The sequence below is a fragment of the Sulfurimonas sp. genome (genome assembly GCF_050296975.1).
GTDB lineage: Bacteria > Campylobacterota > Campylobacteria > Campylobacterales > Sulfurimonadaceae > Sulfurimonas.
The window spans coordinates 231638-250686 of sequence record NZ_JBNKRX010000023.1; the positions used below are offsets into that span (position 1 = coordinate 231638).

The 19049-nt window shown below is 32.5% G+C and carries 13 protein-coding genes and 6 tRNA genes; 15 read left to right on the forward strand and 4 right to left on the reverse strand.

Annotation, left to right across the window (positions count from 1 at the left end; all coding sequences use genetic code 11):
* Positions 1-10: 10 nt before the first annotated feature.
* Positions 11-2770 carry an isoleucine--tRNA ligase gene (ileS, locus tag ACQY56_RS07390; RefSeq protein ID WP_428737285.1) on the reverse strand — a complete coding sequence of 920 codons (2760 nt, stop codon included), beginning with the start codon at positions 2768-2770 and terminating at the stop codon, positions 11-13.
* Between the two features lie 122 nt (positions 2771-2892).
* Between ileS and ACQY56_RS07395 the strand changes: the two genes are divergently transcribed.
* The 8 genes from ACQY56_RS07395 to ACQY56_RS07430 all read left to right on the forward strand — a co-directional run bounded on the left by ACQY56_RS07395 (position 2893) and on the right by ACQY56_RS07430 (position 7422).
* A complete protein-coding gene (locus tag ACQY56_RS07395) occupies positions 2893-3981 on the forward strand; it encodes a CinA family protein (protein ID WP_428737286.1) in 1089 nt (362 codons plus the stop codon).
* A gap of 76 nt (positions 3982-4057) precedes the next feature.
* A tRNA-Lys gene (locus ACQY56_RS07400) sits at positions 4058-4133 on the forward strand.
* 14 nt (positions 4134-4147) lie between these two features.
* Positions 4148-4224 (forward strand) — tRNA-Asp (locus ACQY56_RS07405).
* Positions 4225-4229: 5 nt separating this feature from the next.
* Positions 4230-4305 (forward strand) — tRNA-Val (locus ACQY56_RS07410).
* A gap of 113 nt (positions 4306-4418) precedes the next feature.
* Positions 4419-4494: transfer RNA gene (locus ACQY56_RS07415), tRNA-Glu, on the forward strand.
* A 29-nt stretch (positions 4495-4523) separates the two neighbouring features.
* Positions 4524-4599, forward strand: a tRNA-Val gene (locus tag ACQY56_RS07420).
* A gap of 15 nt (positions 4600-4614) precedes the next feature.
* Positions 4615-4691, forward strand: a tRNA-Asp gene (locus ACQY56_RS07425).
* Between the two features lie 361 nt (positions 4692-5052).
* Complete coding sequence (locus ACQY56_RS07430) at positions 5053-7422, forward strand: putative bifunctional diguanylate cyclase/phosphodiesterase (protein WP_428743743.1); 2370 nt, start codon at positions 5053-5055, stop codon at positions 7420-7422.
* Here ACQY56_RS07430 and ACQY56_RS07435 read toward each other — a convergent pair.
* The 3 genes from ACQY56_RS07435 to ACQY56_RS07445 all read right to left on the reverse strand — a co-directional run bounded on the left by ACQY56_RS07435 (position 7415) and on the right by ACQY56_RS07445 (position 11188).
* Entirely contained in the window at positions 7415-8317 is a 903-nt protein-coding gene (locus tag ACQY56_RS07435) for a CorA family divalent cation transporter (protein WP_428737288.1), read from the reverse strand. The two genes, ACQY56_RS07430 and ACQY56_RS07435, sit on opposite strands and share 8 nt — an antisense overlap.
* A 69-nt stretch (positions 8318-8386) precedes the next feature.
* Complete coding sequence (locus ACQY56_RS07440; protein ID WP_428737289.1) at positions 8387-10024, reverse strand: hypothetical protein; 1638 nt, start codon at positions 10022-10024, stop codon at positions 8387-8389.
* A 51-nt stretch (positions 10025-10075) separates the two neighbouring features.
* Entirely contained in the window at positions 10076-11188 is a 1113-nt protein-coding gene (locus tag ACQY56_RS07445) for an FtsW/RodA/SpoVE family cell cycle protein (protein WP_428737324.1), read from the reverse strand.
* Between the two features lie 103 nt (positions 11189-11291).
* Here ACQY56_RS07445 and ACQY56_RS07450 point away from each other — a divergent pair, with 103 nt between their 5' ends.
* From ACQY56_RS07450 to thrC, 7 genes are read left to right on the forward strand one after another with little or no spacing between them, the layout of a single operon-like run.
* The gene (locus tag ACQY56_RS07450) at positions 11292-12287 is read left to right on the forward strand and encodes an RluA family pseudouridine synthase (protein ID WP_428737290.1); all 996 of its coding nucleotides are present in this window, start codon (positions 11292-11294) and stop codon (positions 12285-12287) included.
* Positions 12235-13617 (forward strand): fibronectin type III domain-containing protein, encoded by a 1383-nt coding sequence (locus tag ACQY56_RS07455; protein ID WP_428737291.1) that lies wholly within the window; start codon positions 12235-12237, stop codon positions 13615-13617. Before ACQY56_RS07450 ends, ACQY56_RS07455 begins: the two co-directional genes overlap by 53 nt.
* On the forward strand, positions 13617-14786 hold the full coding sequence (trmB, locus tag ACQY56_RS07460) for a tRNA (guanosine(46)-N7)-methyltransferase TrmB (protein WP_428737292.1): 1170 nt from the start codon (positions 13617-13619) through the stop codon (positions 14784-14786). The genes ACQY56_RS07455 and trmB overlap by 1 nt, the downstream gene beginning before the upstream one ends.
* Positions 14779-15450, forward strand: coding sequence for a cell division ATP-binding protein FtsE (locus tag ACQY56_RS07465; RefSeq protein WP_428737293.1), 672 nt, complete (start codon positions 14779-14781; stop codon positions 15448-15450). Before trmB ends, ACQY56_RS07465 begins: the two co-directional genes overlap by 8 nt.
* A complete protein-coding gene (locus ACQY56_RS07470; RefSeq protein WP_428737294.1) occupies positions 15437-16249 on the forward strand; it encodes an ABC transporter permease in 813 nt (270 codons plus the stop codon). Before ACQY56_RS07465 ends, ACQY56_RS07470 begins: the two co-directional genes overlap by 14 nt.
* The gene (locus tag ACQY56_RS07475) at positions 16249-17475 is read left to right on the forward strand and encodes a murein hydrolase activator EnvC family protein (protein WP_428737295.1); all 1227 of its coding nucleotides are present in this window, start codon (positions 16249-16251) and stop codon (positions 17473-17475) included. The genes ACQY56_RS07470 and ACQY56_RS07475 overlap by 1 nt, the downstream gene beginning before the upstream one ends.
* Positions 17476-17516: 41 nt before the next feature.
* On the forward strand, positions 17517-18989 hold the full coding sequence (gene thrC, locus ACQY56_RS07480) for a threonine synthase (RefSeq protein WP_428737296.1): 1473 nt from the start codon (positions 17517-17519) through the stop codon (positions 18987-18989).
* The last annotated feature ends 60 nt before the right edge of the window (positions 18990-19049 follow it).

Genomic DNA, 19049 nt, shown 5'->3' on the forward strand with positions numbered 1-19049 from the left:
AAATCAGGCATTATGCTACTACCTCAGAACATCTAGCACAAGTACAATCCTCTTGTGAAGCTTGAAATTTCCAACATCTTGGACATTTGTGAGCAGTTGCTTTAGCAATCGTAAATGTATCATCACCAACTTTAAAGCTTCCAAGAGCTTCCTCTTCAGGTTTATCTTCGTAAATTCCACTTACAACAAACCAATCTTCAGCATCAATACTTTTCATATCTAAAACAGTTTTAGATTCTGTATAGAGGATTAACTCAAGAGTTGCCTTAATGGTTTTCTCTTTTTTAAGTGCATCAACTACTGAACCAAAACCTTCACGTGCTTTTTCCATATATGCAGCATCAAATGGTGCACTCACTTCTGGAAGTGCTTCGTATGCTAGATCAAAGATATCTTCTGCATTACCTTTGAGAAGCTCAGGTGCATTTTCAATGATCTCATCTGCTGTATAAGTCAAAATAGGAGCTATAAGAAGTAACATTGATTTTGTGATCATTGCCATAGCACTTTGACTTGCACGACGACGAATATCATTTTTATCGTTACAATAAAGATTGTCTTTTGTCATATCGATATACATACCACTTAACTCATTTACGATGAAGTTATTGAGTGTATTCATCCCATTAACAAAGTTGTATTCACCAAAGAGTTTATGTATCTCATCAAACTTCTCTTTTGCAACACTTAGAATCCATTTATCAAGATCACCCATCTCATCAATACTAACTAGCTCTTCTAAGTCATTGATATTTGCAAGCATGATTCTAAATGTATTTCTTAATTTTCTATAGTTCTCTGCAACTTGTTTTAAGATGTCATTTGAGATTTTTTGATCGTTTTGAAAGTCACTCATAGCAACCCATAAACGAAGAATTTCACTTCCAAACTCTTTAATGATTTTATCTGGTGCGATAACATTGCCTTTAGATTTAGACATCTTTTCACCCTTACCATCCATTGTAAAACCGTGTGTTAGGATTGTTTTATAAGGTGCTTGATGCTCAACAGCAGTTGATAAAAAGAGTGAAGATTGGAACCATCCACGATGTTGATCACTTCCCTCTAAATAAAGATCAGCAGGGTAGGTACCTGCATCGTAGTTACGAGATTTCAAAACAGAATTCCAAGTTGAACCAGAGTCAAACCATACATCTAAAATGTCATTTACTTTCTCTAACTCTTCAGCTTTATAACCACTTCCAGGGTAGAGTAACTCTTCAATAGACATTGAGTACCAAGCATCACTTCCTTGCATCTCAAAAATCATAGCTACAAAGTTCATCACTTTCTCATCAAATAGTACTTCACCTGTAGCTTTTACTCTAAAAAATGCAATTGGCACACCCCAGTCACGCTGACGAGATATACACCAGTCAGGGCGGTTTTCAACCATAGAGTTTAGACGTTTTCTTCCAGTCTCTGGTACAAACTTAGTTTTTTCAACTTCTGCTAATGCAATCTCTCTCAGTGTTCTGTTTTCACCTTCTGGAGTACCATCTACCGAGATAAACCATTGTTTCGTTGCACGAAAAATGAGTGGTGTATGACTTCTCCAACAGTGTGGATATGAGTGCGTGAATTTTGTCACTTTAAGCACTGCATCACCCATAAGCTCAATAATATCATCATTAGACTTGAAAATATGACGCCCTAAGAAATCCTCAGCATTTGGAATCAGCTTTTCACGTACAATTGTTTGATCGTAACATCCAGTTTCATCAACAGGCATGATTACATCAAGATCGTATACAAGCCCAACACGGTAGTCATCCTCACCATGCCCAGGCGCTGTGTGAACACATCCAGTACCATTATCGACCAATACATGCTCACCTAAAACTATGCGAGATTCTCTACCATTAAGAGGGTTGATCGCAATCAAGTTTTCAAATACAGTGGCATCCAACTCTTTAGCAACTGCTCCACTAATTACACCATTTTCGATATTTGCATTATAAAGTTCTTTAGCAACGATATGCCCATCAGTTGTTAAAACATACTTTTCATTCGGATTTAAAGAGATACCAGTATTTGCTGGGATTGTCCAAGGTGTTGTAGTCCAGATAACAGGAGCTGCTTTACCAGTGATAGCAAGTTTTGCTTTTGCATCATCATTGAGTTCAAAGGCAATAAAAATAGAATGAGATTCTTTATCTTCATACTCAACTTCTGCTTCAGCTAAGGCAGTTCTCTCAGCCCATGACCAATAAACTGGTTTGCTACGCTCAACTAAAAGACCTTTTTTTGCAACTTCACAAAGTGTTCTATAGATATTTGCTTCAAATTTAAAATCCATTGTTACATAAGGCTTGTCCCAATCAGCAACAACACCAAGCATTTTAAATTCATCTCTTTGAATATCAACAAATTTTGCAGCATGTTCGCGGCAAAGTTTACGAATTTGAGCCGTTTCTAATTGCTCTTTTTTTTGTTTTCCACCAAGTTTTTTCTCAACTTGTTGCTCAATTGGTAGACCATGACAATCCCATCCTGGAGTAAAACGGACAGATTTACCATTGAAGTAGTTGTATTTAACAGCTATATCTTTAAGAATTTTATTGAGTGCATGACCAATATGGATATTTCCGTTTGCATAGGGAGGTCCATCATGAAATGTAAAGCTTTGCGCATCTCTGCGGTTGTTTTTCATTTTTTGATAAACTTTTTTCTCTTCCCAATTTTTATATCTGATAGGTTCATTATTTGTTAAATTACCACGCATTGCAAACGAAGTATTTGGTAAAAGTAATGTGTCTTTATAGTCCATATTTGCCTCAAATGTTTTAATAAAAGTTCGCGGATTATATCTTTTTTGCGTTTAAAAGTGGATAAAATGATATAATAGACTTCATATAAAAGATTTTAGTTGTAATTGAGGATAAAAAAAGAATGAAACTGCACGTAATGTTTATAGGAAATAAATTTATCTATAATGAACCTTTGCAAGAATACGTTTTAAGACAAATAACAAAAATGTGTGATCGACCAGAGTCTATAAACTTTTACCGAGATGGTGATAACTCTTTATTTTTAGAAATTGAAAAAGAGTTAAGTTCTCATCAACAAATTATTATTATCACAACTAAACAAAACTTTTCAACAATAGGAAAACTGATATCAACTGCTACAAATGATGTTCAAGTGTTAAAAGAGGGGAGTTTGATGCCCCAAAAAGCACTGATTTTTGAAGAGGGGAGCTATCTTCTAGAACATAGACAAACACTTGTAAATGTTATTCAGATGGATGAATCGATCAAAATGCCTCAAATTCTTTTAAAAAATGATGCTACAAATGCAACTGTCCATATATTTGATGAAGAGAAAGAAACATTAGTCAGTATATTGACTCCAATAGCACAAACATATGAAGTTACTTTTGATGTTACAACCATCATAGATGGTTGGCAGCAAATCGATATATCTTCAAAAATGTATGGGGATATCTCAAACTTTATAAGTGCATCCAAGAAACTTCTCTCAAATAAATTGATCCCTTTTGAGAACATTTTCGAGTATATCATTGAAACACTTGCATCTCAACATAAAAAGATTACATTTGCAGAGAGCTGTACAGGAGGATTGTTGAGTTATTATCTTACGAAAAATAATGGAGCATCTAAGATTCTCGATGGAGCACTTGTGACATATTCTAATGATTTAAAAGATAACTGGTTAGCTGTTAGCGAAGAGACGTTAGAAGCATATGGAGCTGTAAGTGCGGAAGTTGTAAGGGAGATGAGTGATGGTGCACTGCATGTAAGTCATGCAGATTATTCTATAGCTGTTAGTGGTATAGCAGGAGATGCAGGAGGGACAGAGTTAAAGCCAGTTGGTACTGTTTATATAGGTGTCAGAAGTCAACAAAAGCACCATGAAAAACACCTTCTTTTTAGTGGTGATAGAAATTTTGTACAACATCAAAGTGCTCTATATGCTATCAAAATGCTCTTGCTTTTAGACCAAGATACATTTTTTTAAAAATTTCGCCAAAACTCTTGACATAGAGTTGTAATTTGTCTATAATTCCAGCCTCTTAAATGAAAGAGAAATAGATGTCTTGTTAGCTCAGCTGGTAGAGCACGTCACTTTTAATGATGTGGCCGAAGGTTCGAATCCTTCACAGGACACCATTTTTAAATGAAATGCGGTGGTAGTTCAGTTGGTTAGAATACCTGCCTGTCACGCAGGGGGTCGCGAGTTCGAGTCTCGTCCACCGCGCCATTTAAGGGCGCTTAGCTCAGTTGGTAGAGCGCTACCCTTACAAGGTAGATGTCACTGGTTCGAGTCCAGTAGTGCCCACCATATTTTGATTATTTGCACTTAAGATTTTAGCTCACATAGTTTACTATGCTTCGCCAAAACCTTTAGCACAACTAAAACAAAATAACAACTATTAACCCTTTGTTAATGAGAGTGACCCTTTCGTCTAGTGGCCAAGGACACTATCACTTCATGGTAGTAACAGAGGTTCAAATCCTTTAGGGGTCGCCAAATATTGGTGTTTAAATTTCCCATTTTATGGGCGCTTAGCTCAGTTGGTAGAGCGCTACCCTTACAAGGTAGATGTCACTGGTTCGAGTCCAGTAGTGCCCACCATTTCTTTTTACATGCGCGGTGGTAGTTCAGTTGGTTAGAATACCTGCCTGTCACGCAGGGGGTCGCGAGTTCGAGTCTCGTCCACCGCGCCACTTTTTGATTATTTGTACCGAAGCTTTCAGCTCACGTACTGTTTGTACGCTTCGCTAAAACCTTAGGCACAACTAATCCAAAAATTAGAATGTTAATAAAACCTCTTTTTTTCGTCAATTTCATAAAATCTTAATTCTATTGTAGGTATTATCAAAAAAGATTATATATTAATGAGTGATAACCATGAAAATAAAAACCTTAAAAAATTCCTTTAGAATATCTATTTTAACTATTACAATCAGTTTATTTGTACTATTTTATTTTTTCTCTTCATATATATATACAAACATAACTATTCATGAAAATCAAAAAATATCAGAATCTTTATCAAAACAAGTTTTTAACTCAATGTATCAAGTTATGAGAAAAGGTTGGAGTAGAGAAGACTTAAAAGTATTCCTTACTGAAACAAAGAACTCTTTTGAAAATAGTAATTACGCTGTTGGGGTATATAGAGGAGAAAAAGTTGAAAAACTTTTTGGAAGTATCGAACAGGGAAAAATTAATGATGATATACAAAAAGTTTTTGATACAAAAACAAAACTTTCAAAAACTCAAAATAATAAAACAGAAATTTATACACCAATTATAGCAAAACAAGAGTGTATGCAATGTCATATAAATGCTCAAACAGGGGATGTGCTTGGGGTGGTTTCTGTTGAGTATGATTTCTCAGACATCATTGAAAGCTCTAAAAAGAAGCATTTACTGTTTTTTATTTTTATATTACCTATCATGTTTGTTGTAGTGTATATAATCTCTATTCTCTTTTTAAATAAAATCAATCTTTCTCTCAATGCATTTCAAAAGAAAATCAATGATGTAAATAGTGTTAAAGATTTTAAAAATCTTACCATTGTAAAGGACAAAAACTCATTTAAAGAGTTTGATCAGATTTTTGATGATTTAGATACATTAAGTAAAAAGCTCAAAGACATAGCTGTAGATAAAGATATCCTTGAGTTTGAAGTCAAACTCCTTGATAAAATGGTTATCACTTCAGATGTGATTAAAGACTGGAAAGATTATATTAAAGATTTATTGCATGAGATACACTTTGTTCTTCCTGTATATTGTTTGATTACAATTTTTAAGACAGAAGATGAACAGTATGAAGTAGAGGTATTTTGGTATGGGAAACCAAATGTAAAATTGATGGAACACTTTAATGGTGTTGCAACGGATATGATAAAACAGTTTCACCATTTAGAAACAAATGATACAAATATCAATCATAATTTTAGTGATGAGAATGTTTGTTTAACCGAATTAGCCATTAACGATATAGAGCATGAAGCAAAATCTTTACTTTTAGAAACTCCAAAAATTGGTGGTATTGTTGGGCTTGGTGTACAAGCAAGGTTAGAAAAAGATTCTATCCATTTAATTGTAATTGATTCTATTTTAACTACGCTTTTAAATTTAGTTGGTTCAATTAAAGCGATCAATAAATATACTGAACATTTAGAGTTTTATGCTACAAGAGACCCTTTAACAGGGTTATTTAGTCAAAGGATGTTTAGAGACCTTTTAGAGTATGAAGTAAAAAGGGCAGCAAGACATAAGTACTCTTTTGGGGTACTAGTAATCGATTGTGATAACTTTAAACCAATTAATGATACATATGGACATACTTTTGGAGATGATTTCTTAAAAGCATTTGCAGATTTACTCGAAGCATCAAAACGAGATGAAGATATCTTATCACGCTATGGTGGAGATGAATTTACATTAATCTTACCAGAGTCTTCCGCACAAGAGACTTATTCAGTAGCAAGTAGAATTTTAGATAATGTGCATAGTTTTGAGCTTAAAGCTCCAGATGGAAAAATGGTAAGCATGACAGTTTCTATTGGAATTGCAAGTTTTCCAGAACACTCTATGCAACCTAAAGAGCTTTTTGATATAGCTGATTCTATGATGTATAAAGCAAAATATGAGGGGAAAAACCTTATAAAATATCCTACAGATATAGATATTGAAGAGGTGCACCAAAAAGCACATGACCAATCTATTGCAGTGTTAGATGCCATTAAACAAAAAAGAATAGTACCGCATTTCCAACCTATTATGGATATTGAAACAAATCAAGTAGAGATCAATGAACTCTTGATGCGAATAGAGGTTGATAAAGAGATTATATCAGCAGCAGATTTTATAGAAACAGCCGAGGCATTAGGTGTAGTTCATCAAATGGATTATATGGTAATTGAAGCTGCTTTTGAAAAAATAAAAGCTATTGGATATACTGGAATTTTATTTATAAATCTCTCTCCAAAAGCACTAATGATTGGTGAGTTTATCAATAAAATAGTTGCACTAAGTACTCAGTATGATGTACAAAGAAGTCAAATAGTATTTGAAATTACAGAGAGAGAAACTGTAAAAAGTTTCTCTTTACTAGAAAAATTTGTGCAAAACCTCAAACTTGAAGGGTTTAGTTTTGCCATAGATGACTTTGGTTCTGGATTTTCAACATTCCATTATATTAAACGTTTTCCTATAGACTATATCAAAATAGATGGTGACTTTATAATCAATATTCACCAAGATAAAAAAGATTTAGCATTTGTGAAATCTATTATCTCTTTAGCAAAAGAGTTAGATATAAAAACAGTAGCAGAATTTGTTGAAAATGAAGAGATATTAACTTTCTTAAAAGCGATTGATATTGATTATGTTCAAGGATATCATATAGGAAAACCATCTAAAGAACTGAAAACTATTTAGACTGGTTATCGTGTGTTGTGAGTTTTTTTATCTTTGAAACAATTTTATTATAGATATGAAATTTACTAAGAATTTTTTGTAAAAAATATCCATGAATTAGACGTGTGAGTGGAAATATTATTAGTAATACTATAAATAAAAATATTAAAATAAACAACACATCATATGTCCCATCAGGATTGTTTGTAAAAAAGAGGTTTTGCGTATTCATCCCAAAAAAACCAACAACTAAATTGAGTGGTAAAAATATACCTGACAAGAGAGTCAATATATAGATATTATTGTTGATTTTGTCATTTTTCAAAGAGTTATAATAATTATAAAGTGTATCTAGTTTATGTGTATGAAGGTTTGCCAATCTTTGAAATCTTTGTGTATGTTCAATAATATTGGTCATGACATCACTTGGAAAATTACTATTTTTTTCGTTTACCTCTATATATTCTTTGAGAACGATATCTATACGATCAAGCATCCTATCTATTCTTGTGAGGTCTTTTTTAAGATCAAACCAAAGGTCTAAAAAAATAGCGGGTATTTTACGTGAATAAAGAGCATCTTCTAAAGTATCTATCTCGTCAATATAGCGTTTCACAAGTCTTTCTGCTTTTTTAGAATAAAGTTCAATAGAGTACAGCATATCTTTGAAAGAATTATATTGAACAAAATAGTTTTGGATTCTATCGTATCTAAAAAATTTATCGCCTTGAATAAGATAAGGGATAGAAACACCATGAAGTTCATCATTTTCAATTTCAAAAAATCGGATGATTAACAAAGAATACTCTTGTGTTGCAAAATAATAAGAGGGGTGTTCACGGTTGTTAATATCTTGAATATGTAAAGGATCAAGTGATGCACTTACTTTTGAAAAATCAACACTATTTGTTTGCATACTTAATCCTTTATGTAGAATATAGTTTCTTTGAATGATTATACATCAATTCTAAACTATTTGTTAGGTCTATTTTTTTGCTTTGAGTAACTCTTTTGTATTTTCAAAAAGAGCTTTTGAAGAGACGTTGTTTGGTAAGAGTTTAGAGATTTGATATAAATTAGATGCTGGTTTTTTACCTAAAATAATAATCTTTGGAATTATAAGGACATATCTTTTATAATATTTGAGAAAAGTATCTGCATCCATTTGTGCAAGTTGATCTTCGATAATAAGAACTTTTATACTATTTCTAATAGCCCATTTTAAAGCTTTTTTCTCATCTATAAAGGCTTTGATCTCATAATTGCTACCTAATTTTTTCATCTCAACTTCATAATCCATTGCATCTTGGGCAGAGCTTGAAACAAGTAAAATACAATCTTTATGTAGGGTGACTAAATAATCATAAACTTCATAAAGCTTTTTCGTCTCTTCATTCATTTTATTGCCATCTAATGAATCAAGATAATACTTCAAATAAGTTTTTGTATTTAATTCCCCTTCAATAGAGGAATTTTGAAAATATGCTTTTATCGCTTTTGAATGTTTTGCAACTTCCCAAAGTTTAGAGTCGAGTAAATATGCCTGAGCATTTAAGATATCTAGCAGATTTAATTTGTGTGCTTTAGTAGCAGAATCAAATAGTGCATTAAACTCCTGCTTATACTCTTTTTCAAAAGTATTTAAAAGCTCCATATCATGTTTATAACGCTCATCCAATTCACCCATCATATGAACGATATCTACATATGTACCATTTAAAGATCTAAGTTCATCTTGAAGAAGACCAAACTCAGCTGTATCGATATTTTTGGAAAGCTCCTCTTTTCTTACTTTTAAAGTACTCCCTATTTGTTCCTCACTTGTTCTTAAGCGAGAAAGTTTGTCCATCATATCTTGAGCACCTTTACTAATTTTTGTATACTCATCTTGACAGGCTAAAAAAACTTCTTGGTAAGCTAAAGAGGGATATTTTGTCTTTCGAAGTAAATCATAGTAGAGATTCCCCATAAGTTTTAAGTCGTCACTCAAAGTTTTGATTTGTGGAGTTATAATATTGCCATCTATCTCACGTAAATTGTTGAACATTGTCCATAAAAAGCGTCTAATTAAAAGATAGTTTAATCTACCTTTGAGTTTTTTATAACCCTCTCTATGAGTAATGTGTTCATTGATAATGTTAAAATAATTATTCACTGCTAGTTTGATATTAAGAGTTAGCGTAACACTCTCTTCACGTTCACCATACTCTTGATCTATGCCATACAGATGTTCCTCTTTTTCATGAGAGAGATCAAAGACCTCTTGATTAGCTACTACTTGGTCGGGAAATTCATACTCCTCTTCTTCTAAATCTTCTGACTTAGCTTGTTCTTGAATACTCCCTTCTATCTCTTGTTCAATTTCTTGATCTTCTTGTTCGAGAACATCTTCAGCTTTTGTTACAGTTTCGTGAGCCTGTGTAGGTATATCTGCTTCGTTTAAAGAGATATTTTTTATTTTACCATCTATATTTTCAAAGTAAACCTTTAAGCCAAGTTCAGGCATAACTTCAAAATCATTCCACTCTTCTATAGTAAATAAAAGTTTCTCTTTTGTAGAAGTTATAATGATTCCATGACCCTCTGTAAAGTTAAAAAAAAGTATTTTACCAAGTTGCTTCATAAGGTTATTGTACCTTTATTTTTTTGTAAGTGTCTTTATTTGAGATAGATTTTAGAGAAAACTTTTCGTTCCACGTTTATCGTACATATCTTTATAACGAAAAGTGATAAGATTTTGCATAATAGCAAAAAGGATCATAAAGTTTAAAAAACTACTGCCACCATAACTAAACATAGGCAGAGGTACTCCAACAACTGGTGCAAATCCAATAGTCATAGCAATATTGACCCCCATATAGATAAAAATCATAAAAGAGGTTGCCACAGTGACAACTTTTATGTAGTAGTCTTTGTTAAAGATACTTAAACTCAAAAGATGCAAAATTAAAATAATATAGTTCAAAATAAGTGCAAACGCTCCTAAAAAGCCAGTTCTCTCAACCACAAATGCAAAAATAAAATCACTCGTAGCAATAGGGAGAAATTTCATTTGTGTCTGTGTAGCATCTTCTTTGTCTTTCCCAGTCCAACCTCCTGAACCTATGGCAATAATCGATTGTTGCACATGGTAGGATGGTTTTTCACTTAGAAAGTCTTGAATACGCACCTTTTGATAGTCATGTAAAACATACTTGTATGCAAGTGGGGAGAGGATAAGTATAGAAGCAGCAATCACAGCTAAAATTTTCCAATAGATGCCAACAAAAAATAAAATCCCAAAACCGATAAGTAAAAGCACAAGCGCAGTTCCAAGATCAGGTTCTTTAGCTATTAAAATAAAAGGGATGAGGATATAGATACTTAAACGTGCAAAATCTTTTAGTTTGTAACCACCTATAGGTGGAGGTGTTTTGTCTATAAGGTAAGCTAGCATTAAAATGAGTGCTGGTTTTACAAACTCTGAGGGTTGGATAGTCGCATTGATAAAAGGGATATCGATCCAACGCTGTGCCCCTAGACGTGCATGACCAAAAAACTCTACACCTAAAAGTAAAAGTATGTTGAGCCAATAGATAAAAGGGATAACCCATTTCATTTTTCGGATGGGAAGAATAAAAACTCCCAAAAAAGCTATGATAGCAACACCTACATAGGCAAGTTGTTTTTCAGCAAGTGCAGGAACAGCTTCTCCAATGAGCCAATTTGATATGATAATAAGTGGAATAATGAGTATCATAGAAAAAAAGTCAAATTGTGATAAAATACTCTTATCAAATCTCCACAAGTTTGTAACTCCAAAAGAAATTAAGTTTTTAGCATAGTTATTCAAAGAATTTTCCATAATTATGCTAAAAATTTATAACGTGATTGTAACATAAAGGTAAGAAATGAGTGATGTAAAAGAGTATATTTGTGAAAAAGCGCAGAGATTAGATACATTTTTAGCTTTACAAATAACTCAAACACGTTCACAAATAGCACAACTCATTAAACAAGAAGCTGTTAGTGTAGATGGTAAGTTAGTAGCACGTCCAGGAGTAAAACTTAAGCTTGGGCAAAAAGTGAAGGTAATTTTTCCTAAACCACAGATAGATGAGGTCAATCACAATTTACTAGATGAAGTCAGCTGGGCAAAAGATGTTGAAATACTTTTTGAAGATGAAGATGTGTTAGTTATCAATAAACCTAGTGGGGTTACAGTTCATCCTGCTCCAAGTGTAAACGAACCTACTTTAGTTGATTGGTTGAAGTTTAAAGGGATACGACTTTCTACTATTAGTGGAGAAGAGCGTCATGGGATTGTACATCGCCTTGATAAAGGAACTTCTGGTGCTATGGTGATTGCAAAAAATAATGAATCGCACCAATTTTTAAGCGAACAATTACAAGATAAGAGTATGGGTAGATATTATCTTGCTATAATAGCACCTCCATTAAAAGATGATATCACTACTATTGAGTCAAATATTGGACGAAGTAGTGCAAATCGTTTGAAAATGGCAAGTGGATTAGAACATGGTAAAGCTGCTAAAACGGTTTTTAAACAATTGCTTTTAAGTAACGATGAAAAAATGCAGTTAATTGCTTGTAAACTTTTTACTGGAAGAACTCATCAAATTAGAGTTCATTTAGAAAGTTTACACAGACATATAATAGGTGAGCATCTCTATGCACAAAGCCCAAAAATGGAGAAATCGGAACGAATTTTGCTCCATGCATACCTAATATATTTTATACATCCAAGAACAAAAGAGTTGCTCTCTTTTAGGGCAGAGTATGATGAAAAAATGAAAAAATTTATAGAAAAAAAATTTGATATGGAGAAGATAAATGAAGTTATTCAAACTCAGTATATTACTAACAGTTTCACTGCTAACATTTAGTGCTTGTAGTGGTGTTAAACCTCAAGTAGATGAAAAAACAGCTATAGACAATACACTTCCAATAATTACACTTACAAATAATGGAATTATTAGTGATATGACAAGTATCGCATTTGAGTGGAATGCAATTGTAGACCCTAGAGTAGAGAAAATTTATATATATAGAACATCTCCAGAAGCTGAAAATAAAAAAGAGATGCAGTATTATGATACGATTAAAGGTAGATTTAAAACACACTATGTAGATGATAGCGTAAAACCAAATACTATTTATTCATATAGCTTTAGAGTTGCAACAGATGACTCACAAGGAAGATTGAGTAAAGTATATAAGGTAAATACAAAACCTGTCTTGCAATCTGTTTCATGGATACATAGTATTACTGGACTCCCTAGAAGTGCAAAAATTATTTGGCGTCCACATTCAAACCAAAGAGTACAAAAATATATCATTGAGAGAAAAACGCTTGAAGAGACAGAGTGGAAAGAGTTAGATACCATTAATGATAGATTGAATGCAGAATATCTTGATGGTGGTCTAAAAGATAATTATGTGTATATGTATAGAATTAGAGTAAAAACTTATGATGGAATAGTCTCAACACCTTCTCAGTTAGTTAAAGTTGTGACAAAACCACTTCCAAAAAGTGTAACAGATATAAAAGTAACACAAAACCTTCCTAAAGCGATTCAAATTGATTGGGAAGCTACAACACAAGAAGATTTTGATAGATATTATGTTTATAGATCAGAAAATATAAATGGAAATTATGAATTGATCGCAAAATTACATAACAATACATTTTCAGATAAAATTGATGCAGATGGAGTACGTTACTTTTATCGTGTGAGTGTTGTGGATAAAGATGGGTTAGAGAGTGAAAATGAAAAACATAGTGTAATGGGGATGACTCTTCCAAAACCTACGGCACCATCGGTTTTAAAAGCAGAACTTTCTGGTTCTTCTATTGTTTTAAATTGGTCAAATAATGATCCTCGTGTAAAAAGTTATATAGTTGTAAAAGAGACAAAAACAGGTTGGCTGGATACAAAAAGGGATGAGTTTAGAGATATAAGCACAACAAACTTTCAAGATACTGCAATTACAGCAGATACAACATACACATATAGTGTCTACAGTTTAGATGAAAATAAGATACTTTCAAAAGCAAGTGAACCTGTAGTTATTGTGACACCTGAATCTACTCAAAGAGTTGAAGCACCAAAAGCAAAAGAGGTTAAAGAAGAGGTTGTAAACAAACCAGTAGAAGTAAAAAGTAATGATAAAGTGATAGTACCAACAGAAGACTTGAATATGAACGAGTTATAATGCCGCATTTACATATTAAAGAGTTTAAAAAAATAGCGTTTCCTTGCACTGTTGATGAGGTAGAGTTTAATTTCTTAGCAGATAATATAACTCGTGATGATGAACAGCTTATCTCTACAACGCTTGATGGAGAAACATTCTTTTTATTAGTTAAAGTGGATGAAAATAGAGTATTGTTAAAAACAGATAAACTCACTCGTCCAGCTTCTATTACACTTGTGCATCGAGCACTTCTTGCTTATTCAAAAGCTGCTTCTTTAGAAGTGTTAGCTTCTAATGTTATTGATCGAAAAAATGTACATTTAGATGAGTCAACAGCTTTAAAAAAGATAGAGTATTTTGCAAAAGAGTTTCCTCAAGAAAAAGAGGTGCGTATAGAGGTCGGATTTGGTTCTGGACGCCATCTATTACATCAAGCAACAAACAATCCAGATGTACTTTTTATAGGGATTGAAATTCATCGACCATCCATAGAACAAGTACTGAAACAAGTAGTTATTCAAAAGCTTAATAATTTAATGGTACTTGATTATGATGCACGTCTTTTTATGGAGTTAGTACCTTCCAATTTAGTTGGAGCTGTGTATGTTCATTTCCCAGTTCCTTGGGATAAAAAGCCACATCGTCGTGTGATGTCAACTGCATTTATACAGGAGTGTAGACGTGCATTGAAAGTTGGTGGAACGTTGGAGCTTCGAACAGATAGTGAAAACTACTATGCGTATTCGTATGAAACATTTATAGCGTTTAATAAAACAATTTTGCATATCAACAAAAATAAAGATATTGCTATAAGTTCTAAGTATGAAGATAGATGGAAAAAGATGGAAAAAAACATCTATGATGTAATCATGATAAATGATGAAATTTCTGAAGAACTTTCAATCGATGGTGACTTTAGTTTTGATAAAGTACAACTATCTGATGGCGAAATGGTACAATTACATACAAAGACGCACAGATTTGATGGTGGTTTTATCCATTTTGAGCGGGTTTATAAACTTGAAAATGGTGTCATGTTGCGTATATCTATGGGAAGTTTTGACAGACCAGAACATCTTTATGTTATAGTTCAGGACTCTGAGGCAAAGTATTATCCAGAGTTTCCATTGAAATCACGAAGTAATTTAAAAGCGCACCAATATTTAAATGAGGTTCTACATGGATAAAGTTATAATTGCTGAAGATCTATCCTTATCGTATTCAAGTGAAGAAACTATCATAAACAAAGCAAACTTCTCTATTGATTCGAGTAGTTTTGTTTTTATTACAGGGGCAAGTGGAAGTGGAAAATCTACACTGCTAAAGTCTCTTTATGGTGCATTGAAACCTAAAGAGGGCTCACTTGTAGTTGGTGGAGTTGAACTTAAAAATGTTTCAACTTCAAAACTTAACTTTTTACGAAAACATTTAGGGATAGTTTTTCAAGATTATAAACTTGTAAAAGAGTGGAGTATTGAAAAAAATATCATGCTGCCACTTATCATCAATGGATATGATAAAACGGTAACACAAAATCAAGTAGATTCACTCCTTAAACATGTAAGACTAAAACACCAAGCTGGTAAATATCCGATGGAGTTAAGTGGGGGTGAACAACAGCGTGTGGCAATGGCGAGAGCTTTAGCACATAATCCGATTTTAATTTTAGCAGATGAACCAACAGGGAATCTTGATGATTATTCATCACAACTGATTTGGAACCTTTTAGAGGGTGCAAATGAGCAGCTAAAAACTACAGTGATTGTTGTAACGCACCATATTCCAGAAAATATGAAAGTAAGTTACAAACATTATCATATAGAGTTTGGAGATATTCGTGAAGTCCTTTAAAAACCATGTATCATTAGTGTTAGCTTTACTTGGAATCTTGTTTTCCTTACAAGTATTTTTGGTAGTTGAACGCTCTATCGATAGTTATAAAGAAAACTTGACAAATAGTTACTCAATGGTGGTTGTAAGCGAGAAAAATCTTCAAGAAAAAGAGCTTAAAGATATAAGTGACTTAGTTGCAAATGTAGAAGTTCTTTCACCAGACAATATTATAAAAAAGCTTGACCAGAGTATTACAAAAACCAATATGGATTTACTAAAAATTACTCTCCCAAAATTTTATAAAATTAGTTTAAATCATTATCCATCACCAAGCGAATTAAAAAAATTAACTAAACAGTTTTTAAATAATAAATACATCACAAAAGTTGAAACTTTTGAAAAGACACACGATACAACTTATAGATTATTACTCCTGTTCAAAAGTGTCATAGGTGTTTTTGCTTTAACTGTTGTACTTGTTACCATCTTGCTTATATCAAAAGAGCTACGAATTTGGCAATTTAAACATCATGAACGTATGAGTATCATGGGGCTTTTTGGTGCAGCAACTTGGCTTCGTTCGGCTGTACTTTTTCGTTTGGCTATTGTAGATGCTTTACTTGCATCTTTTTTAGCATTTATCCTTTTTGCATATGTTCAATCACTTCCAATTATCACGGAGGAGTTTAATCATATAGGGATAAAAGTAGTCTTTTTTGACTATGTTTATGACTTTGTATTAATGCTTGGAGTATCGATATTTGTATCAATTATGTTAGCAACTTTCGTCGTTTTAGGTCATAAAGAAGAGGTCTAATGATTCGAATATTTTTTCTTGTTTTTTTCTCTACTTTAGTACTTCTTGGTGCAAACGATATTGATAAAAAAATAAAAAATACCAATCAGCAGTTAAGTAGCTACAATAAAAACTATTCTAAAATCAATAAAAAAATGGCACAAACAGCCAAAGCTATAATTGAGCAAAAAAAAGAGCTTTCTAAACAAGAGCGATATCTTCAAGAACTAAAAGCTGAACTTGATTCAAAATCTACAAGTTATAAAGACAGTACTATTCAACTTGGAGAGTTGAAAAAAAAACAAGAGCTTTTAAAACAAAAACAGCAAAAGATAGAAGAAGAGCTTGTTTTTGTTATCGCAAAAAGTGTATCTCTTTCAATCATTTTACAAGAGAGTTTTAAAAGTGATGCAGATTCACTTATTGAGTTAGAAGTTTTAAAATCTATGTTAGAGGATTCTAAAAGAAAAGCACAAGAGTTAAGCAATAAATTTTTACAAACTTCCAATGATGTAGACTCTCTACGACAAAATGCTTCAGTATTAGAAGGCTCAATTAAAGAGATAGATGGTAAACGGAAAAAACTTTTAGTTACTCAAAAAGAGAATAAAAAAGCTTTACAAAAATTAGAAACTGCAAAAGCTTCATATAAAAAAGAGTTAGAAGCTCTTTTAAAAAGACAAAATACACTTAAAGAGACACTATCGCAATTAAATATTATAAAAGTTGATCAACAAAAAAAGGCACAAGAGGAAAAAGAGCGCAAAGAGGCATTATCTAAAAAAGATATTTATGTTGATAACACAAACTTACCTACAGTAAAAAAACATGGTAGCTCCTATCAGGCTATGAAAACTATAAAATATACAGGTCCAAAAACGATAGCACCAATTAATGGATACAAAATTACAAAAAACTATGGAACATATACTGATCCTATTTATGGAATCAAAATATTTAATGAATCTATCTCTTTAAAACCAAATACACCAAATGCAAAAGTAAGAACTGTATTTAATGGAAAAGTTATATACGCAGATAAAACAGCGGTATTAGATAATATAGTTATTGTTGAACATGATGGTGGTTTACATACTATTTATGCAAATTTATCGCAAATCGCTCCAAATATTCAAACAGGGAAAAAAATCAAAAAAGGGTATACAATAGGGCGTGTTAAAGATGAACTTATTTTTGAAGTTACTAAAAAGACATATCATATAAATCCTATAAGATTATTTAGATAGATTTCGCTATAATTGCGAAAAAATTTTAGACTGGAAATGATATGAACTTTATACAAACACGTGGAATTGATCCTACAAAACCTGCAACTGTGACTTTTTCACAAGCGATTTTAGACCCGATTGCTTCTTATGGTGGATTGTATGTTCCACAAAAACTTCCTGAACTAGGTGCAGCATTTTTAGATAAACACCTTAATTCGTCTTATAAAGTTTTAGCAAAAGATATGTTAGATGCTTTTAATATTGATATTGATTCTTCAGTGATAGAAGAAGCTCTCAATCTTTATGATAAATTTGATGATAAAAACAATCCTGTTCCTGTTGTAAAAGTAAAAGAAAATCTTTATGTAAGTGAACTTTATCATGGTCCTACACGTGCGTTTAAAGATATGGCTTTACAACCTTTTGGGATAGTCCTCTCATCAATTGCGCAAAAAAAGAATGAAAACTATCTGATCCTAGCTGCTACAAGTGGTGATACAGGTCCAGCAGCATTAGAGACTTTTAAAAATCGTGCAAATGTTAAAGTAGCTTGTTTGTATCCTGATGGTGGAACAAGTGATGTGCAACGTCTTCAAATGGTAACAGAGGATGCACAAAACTTAAAAGTGATCGGGATTCATGGTGTGTTTGATGATGCTCAATCTGCACTTAAAAGATTACTTGCTTCAAGTGAATTTAAGTCTGCACTTTCAGTGAAAAATACAAAACTTTCAGCTGCAAACTCAGTAAATTTTGGACGTATTATTTTCCAAATTATTTACCATATCCATAGTTACTTAGAACTTGTACGTAAAAATGTAGTTACAATGGGTGAGAAAGTTTACCTAAATGTACCAAGTGGAAACTTTGGAAACGCTCTTGGTGGATACTATGCTTGGAAAATGGGACTGCCAGTTGAAAAAATCATCATCTCTTCAAATGAAAATAATGTTTTAACACGTCTCATTAAAACAGGAAAATACGATCTTAACGGTTTTGATGTTGTAAATACAACATCACCTGCAATGGATATCTTAAAATCTTCAAATGTTGAGAGAATTTTATTTGATATGTTTGGAGAAGCTAGAACAAAAGAATTGATGCAAGACTTAGAAGAGAAAAATGTATATGAGTTGAGCACAGATGAACTTGCTACACTTCGTGAATCTTTCGATGCAGATTTTTGTAATGGAGATGAAGGTAAAGCTTATATAAAAGCTACTTTTGAAAAAGATGGTTATTTAATGGATCCACATACTGCTACTTGTTTTAAAGCTTATGAAACTTGTTGTGATCCAAAAATAAAGTCAATTATCTATTCAACTGCGGAGTGGACAAAATTTTCTCCTGTAATTGCAAATGCTTTAACTGGTGAAGTTGATGCTGAGGATATTATAGCGTTAGAGTCTATCTCAAAAACTGCTGATTTAAATATTCCTACAATGGTAAAAGAACTTTTTTCAAAAGAGATAGTGCAAAAAACTGTAATAAATAAAGAGAATATTGAAGAAGAGATTTTAGATTTTATTTAACCTAAAATCTGTAAAAATTAATTTTTCTTATAACTTTTAGACTTGTTTAATGATTAATGT

Coding starts and splice junctions, on each gene's coding strand:
- thrC (WP_428737296.1), top strand. CDS start 17,517: ATGAACTTTATACAAACACGTGGAATTGATCCTACAAAACCTGCAACT.
- ACQY56_RS07475 (WP_428737295.1), top strand. CDS start 16,249: ATGATTCGAATATTTTTTCTTGTTTTTTTCTCTACTTTAGTACTTCTT.
- ACQY56_RS07435 (WP_428737288.1), bottom strand. CDS start 8,317: ATGCAAACAAATAGTGTTGATTTTTCAAAAGTAAGTGCATCACTTGAT.
- ACQY56_RS07465 (WP_428737293.1), top strand. CDS start 14,779: ATGGATAAAGTTATAATTGCTGAAGATCTATCCTTATCGTATTCAAGT.
- trmB (WP_428737292.1), top strand. CDS start 13,617: ATGCCGCATTTACATATTAAAGAGTTTAAAAAAATAGCGTTTCCTTGC.
- ACQY56_RS07450 (WP_428737290.1), top strand. CDS start 11,292: ATGAGTGATGTAAAAGAGTATATTTGTGAAAAAGCGCAGAGATTAGAT.
- ileS (WP_428737285.1), bottom strand. CDS start 2,770: ATGGACTATAAAGACACATTACTTTTACCAAATACTTCGTTTGCAATG.
- ACQY56_RS07395 (WP_428737286.1), top strand. CDS start 2,893: ATGAAACTGCACGTAATGTTTATAGGAAATAAATTTATCTATAATGAA.
- ACQY56_RS07455 (WP_428737291.1), top strand. CDS start 12,235: ATGAAGTTATTCAAACTCAGTATATTACTAACAGTTTCACTGCTAACA.
- ACQY56_RS07430 (WP_428743743.1), top strand. CDS start 5,053: ATGAGAAAAGGTTGGAGTAGAGAAGACTTAAAAGTATTCCTTACTGAA.
- ACQY56_RS07440 (WP_428737289.1), bottom strand. CDS start 10,024: ATGAAGCAACTTGGTAAAATACTTTTTTTTAACTTTACAGAGGGTCAT.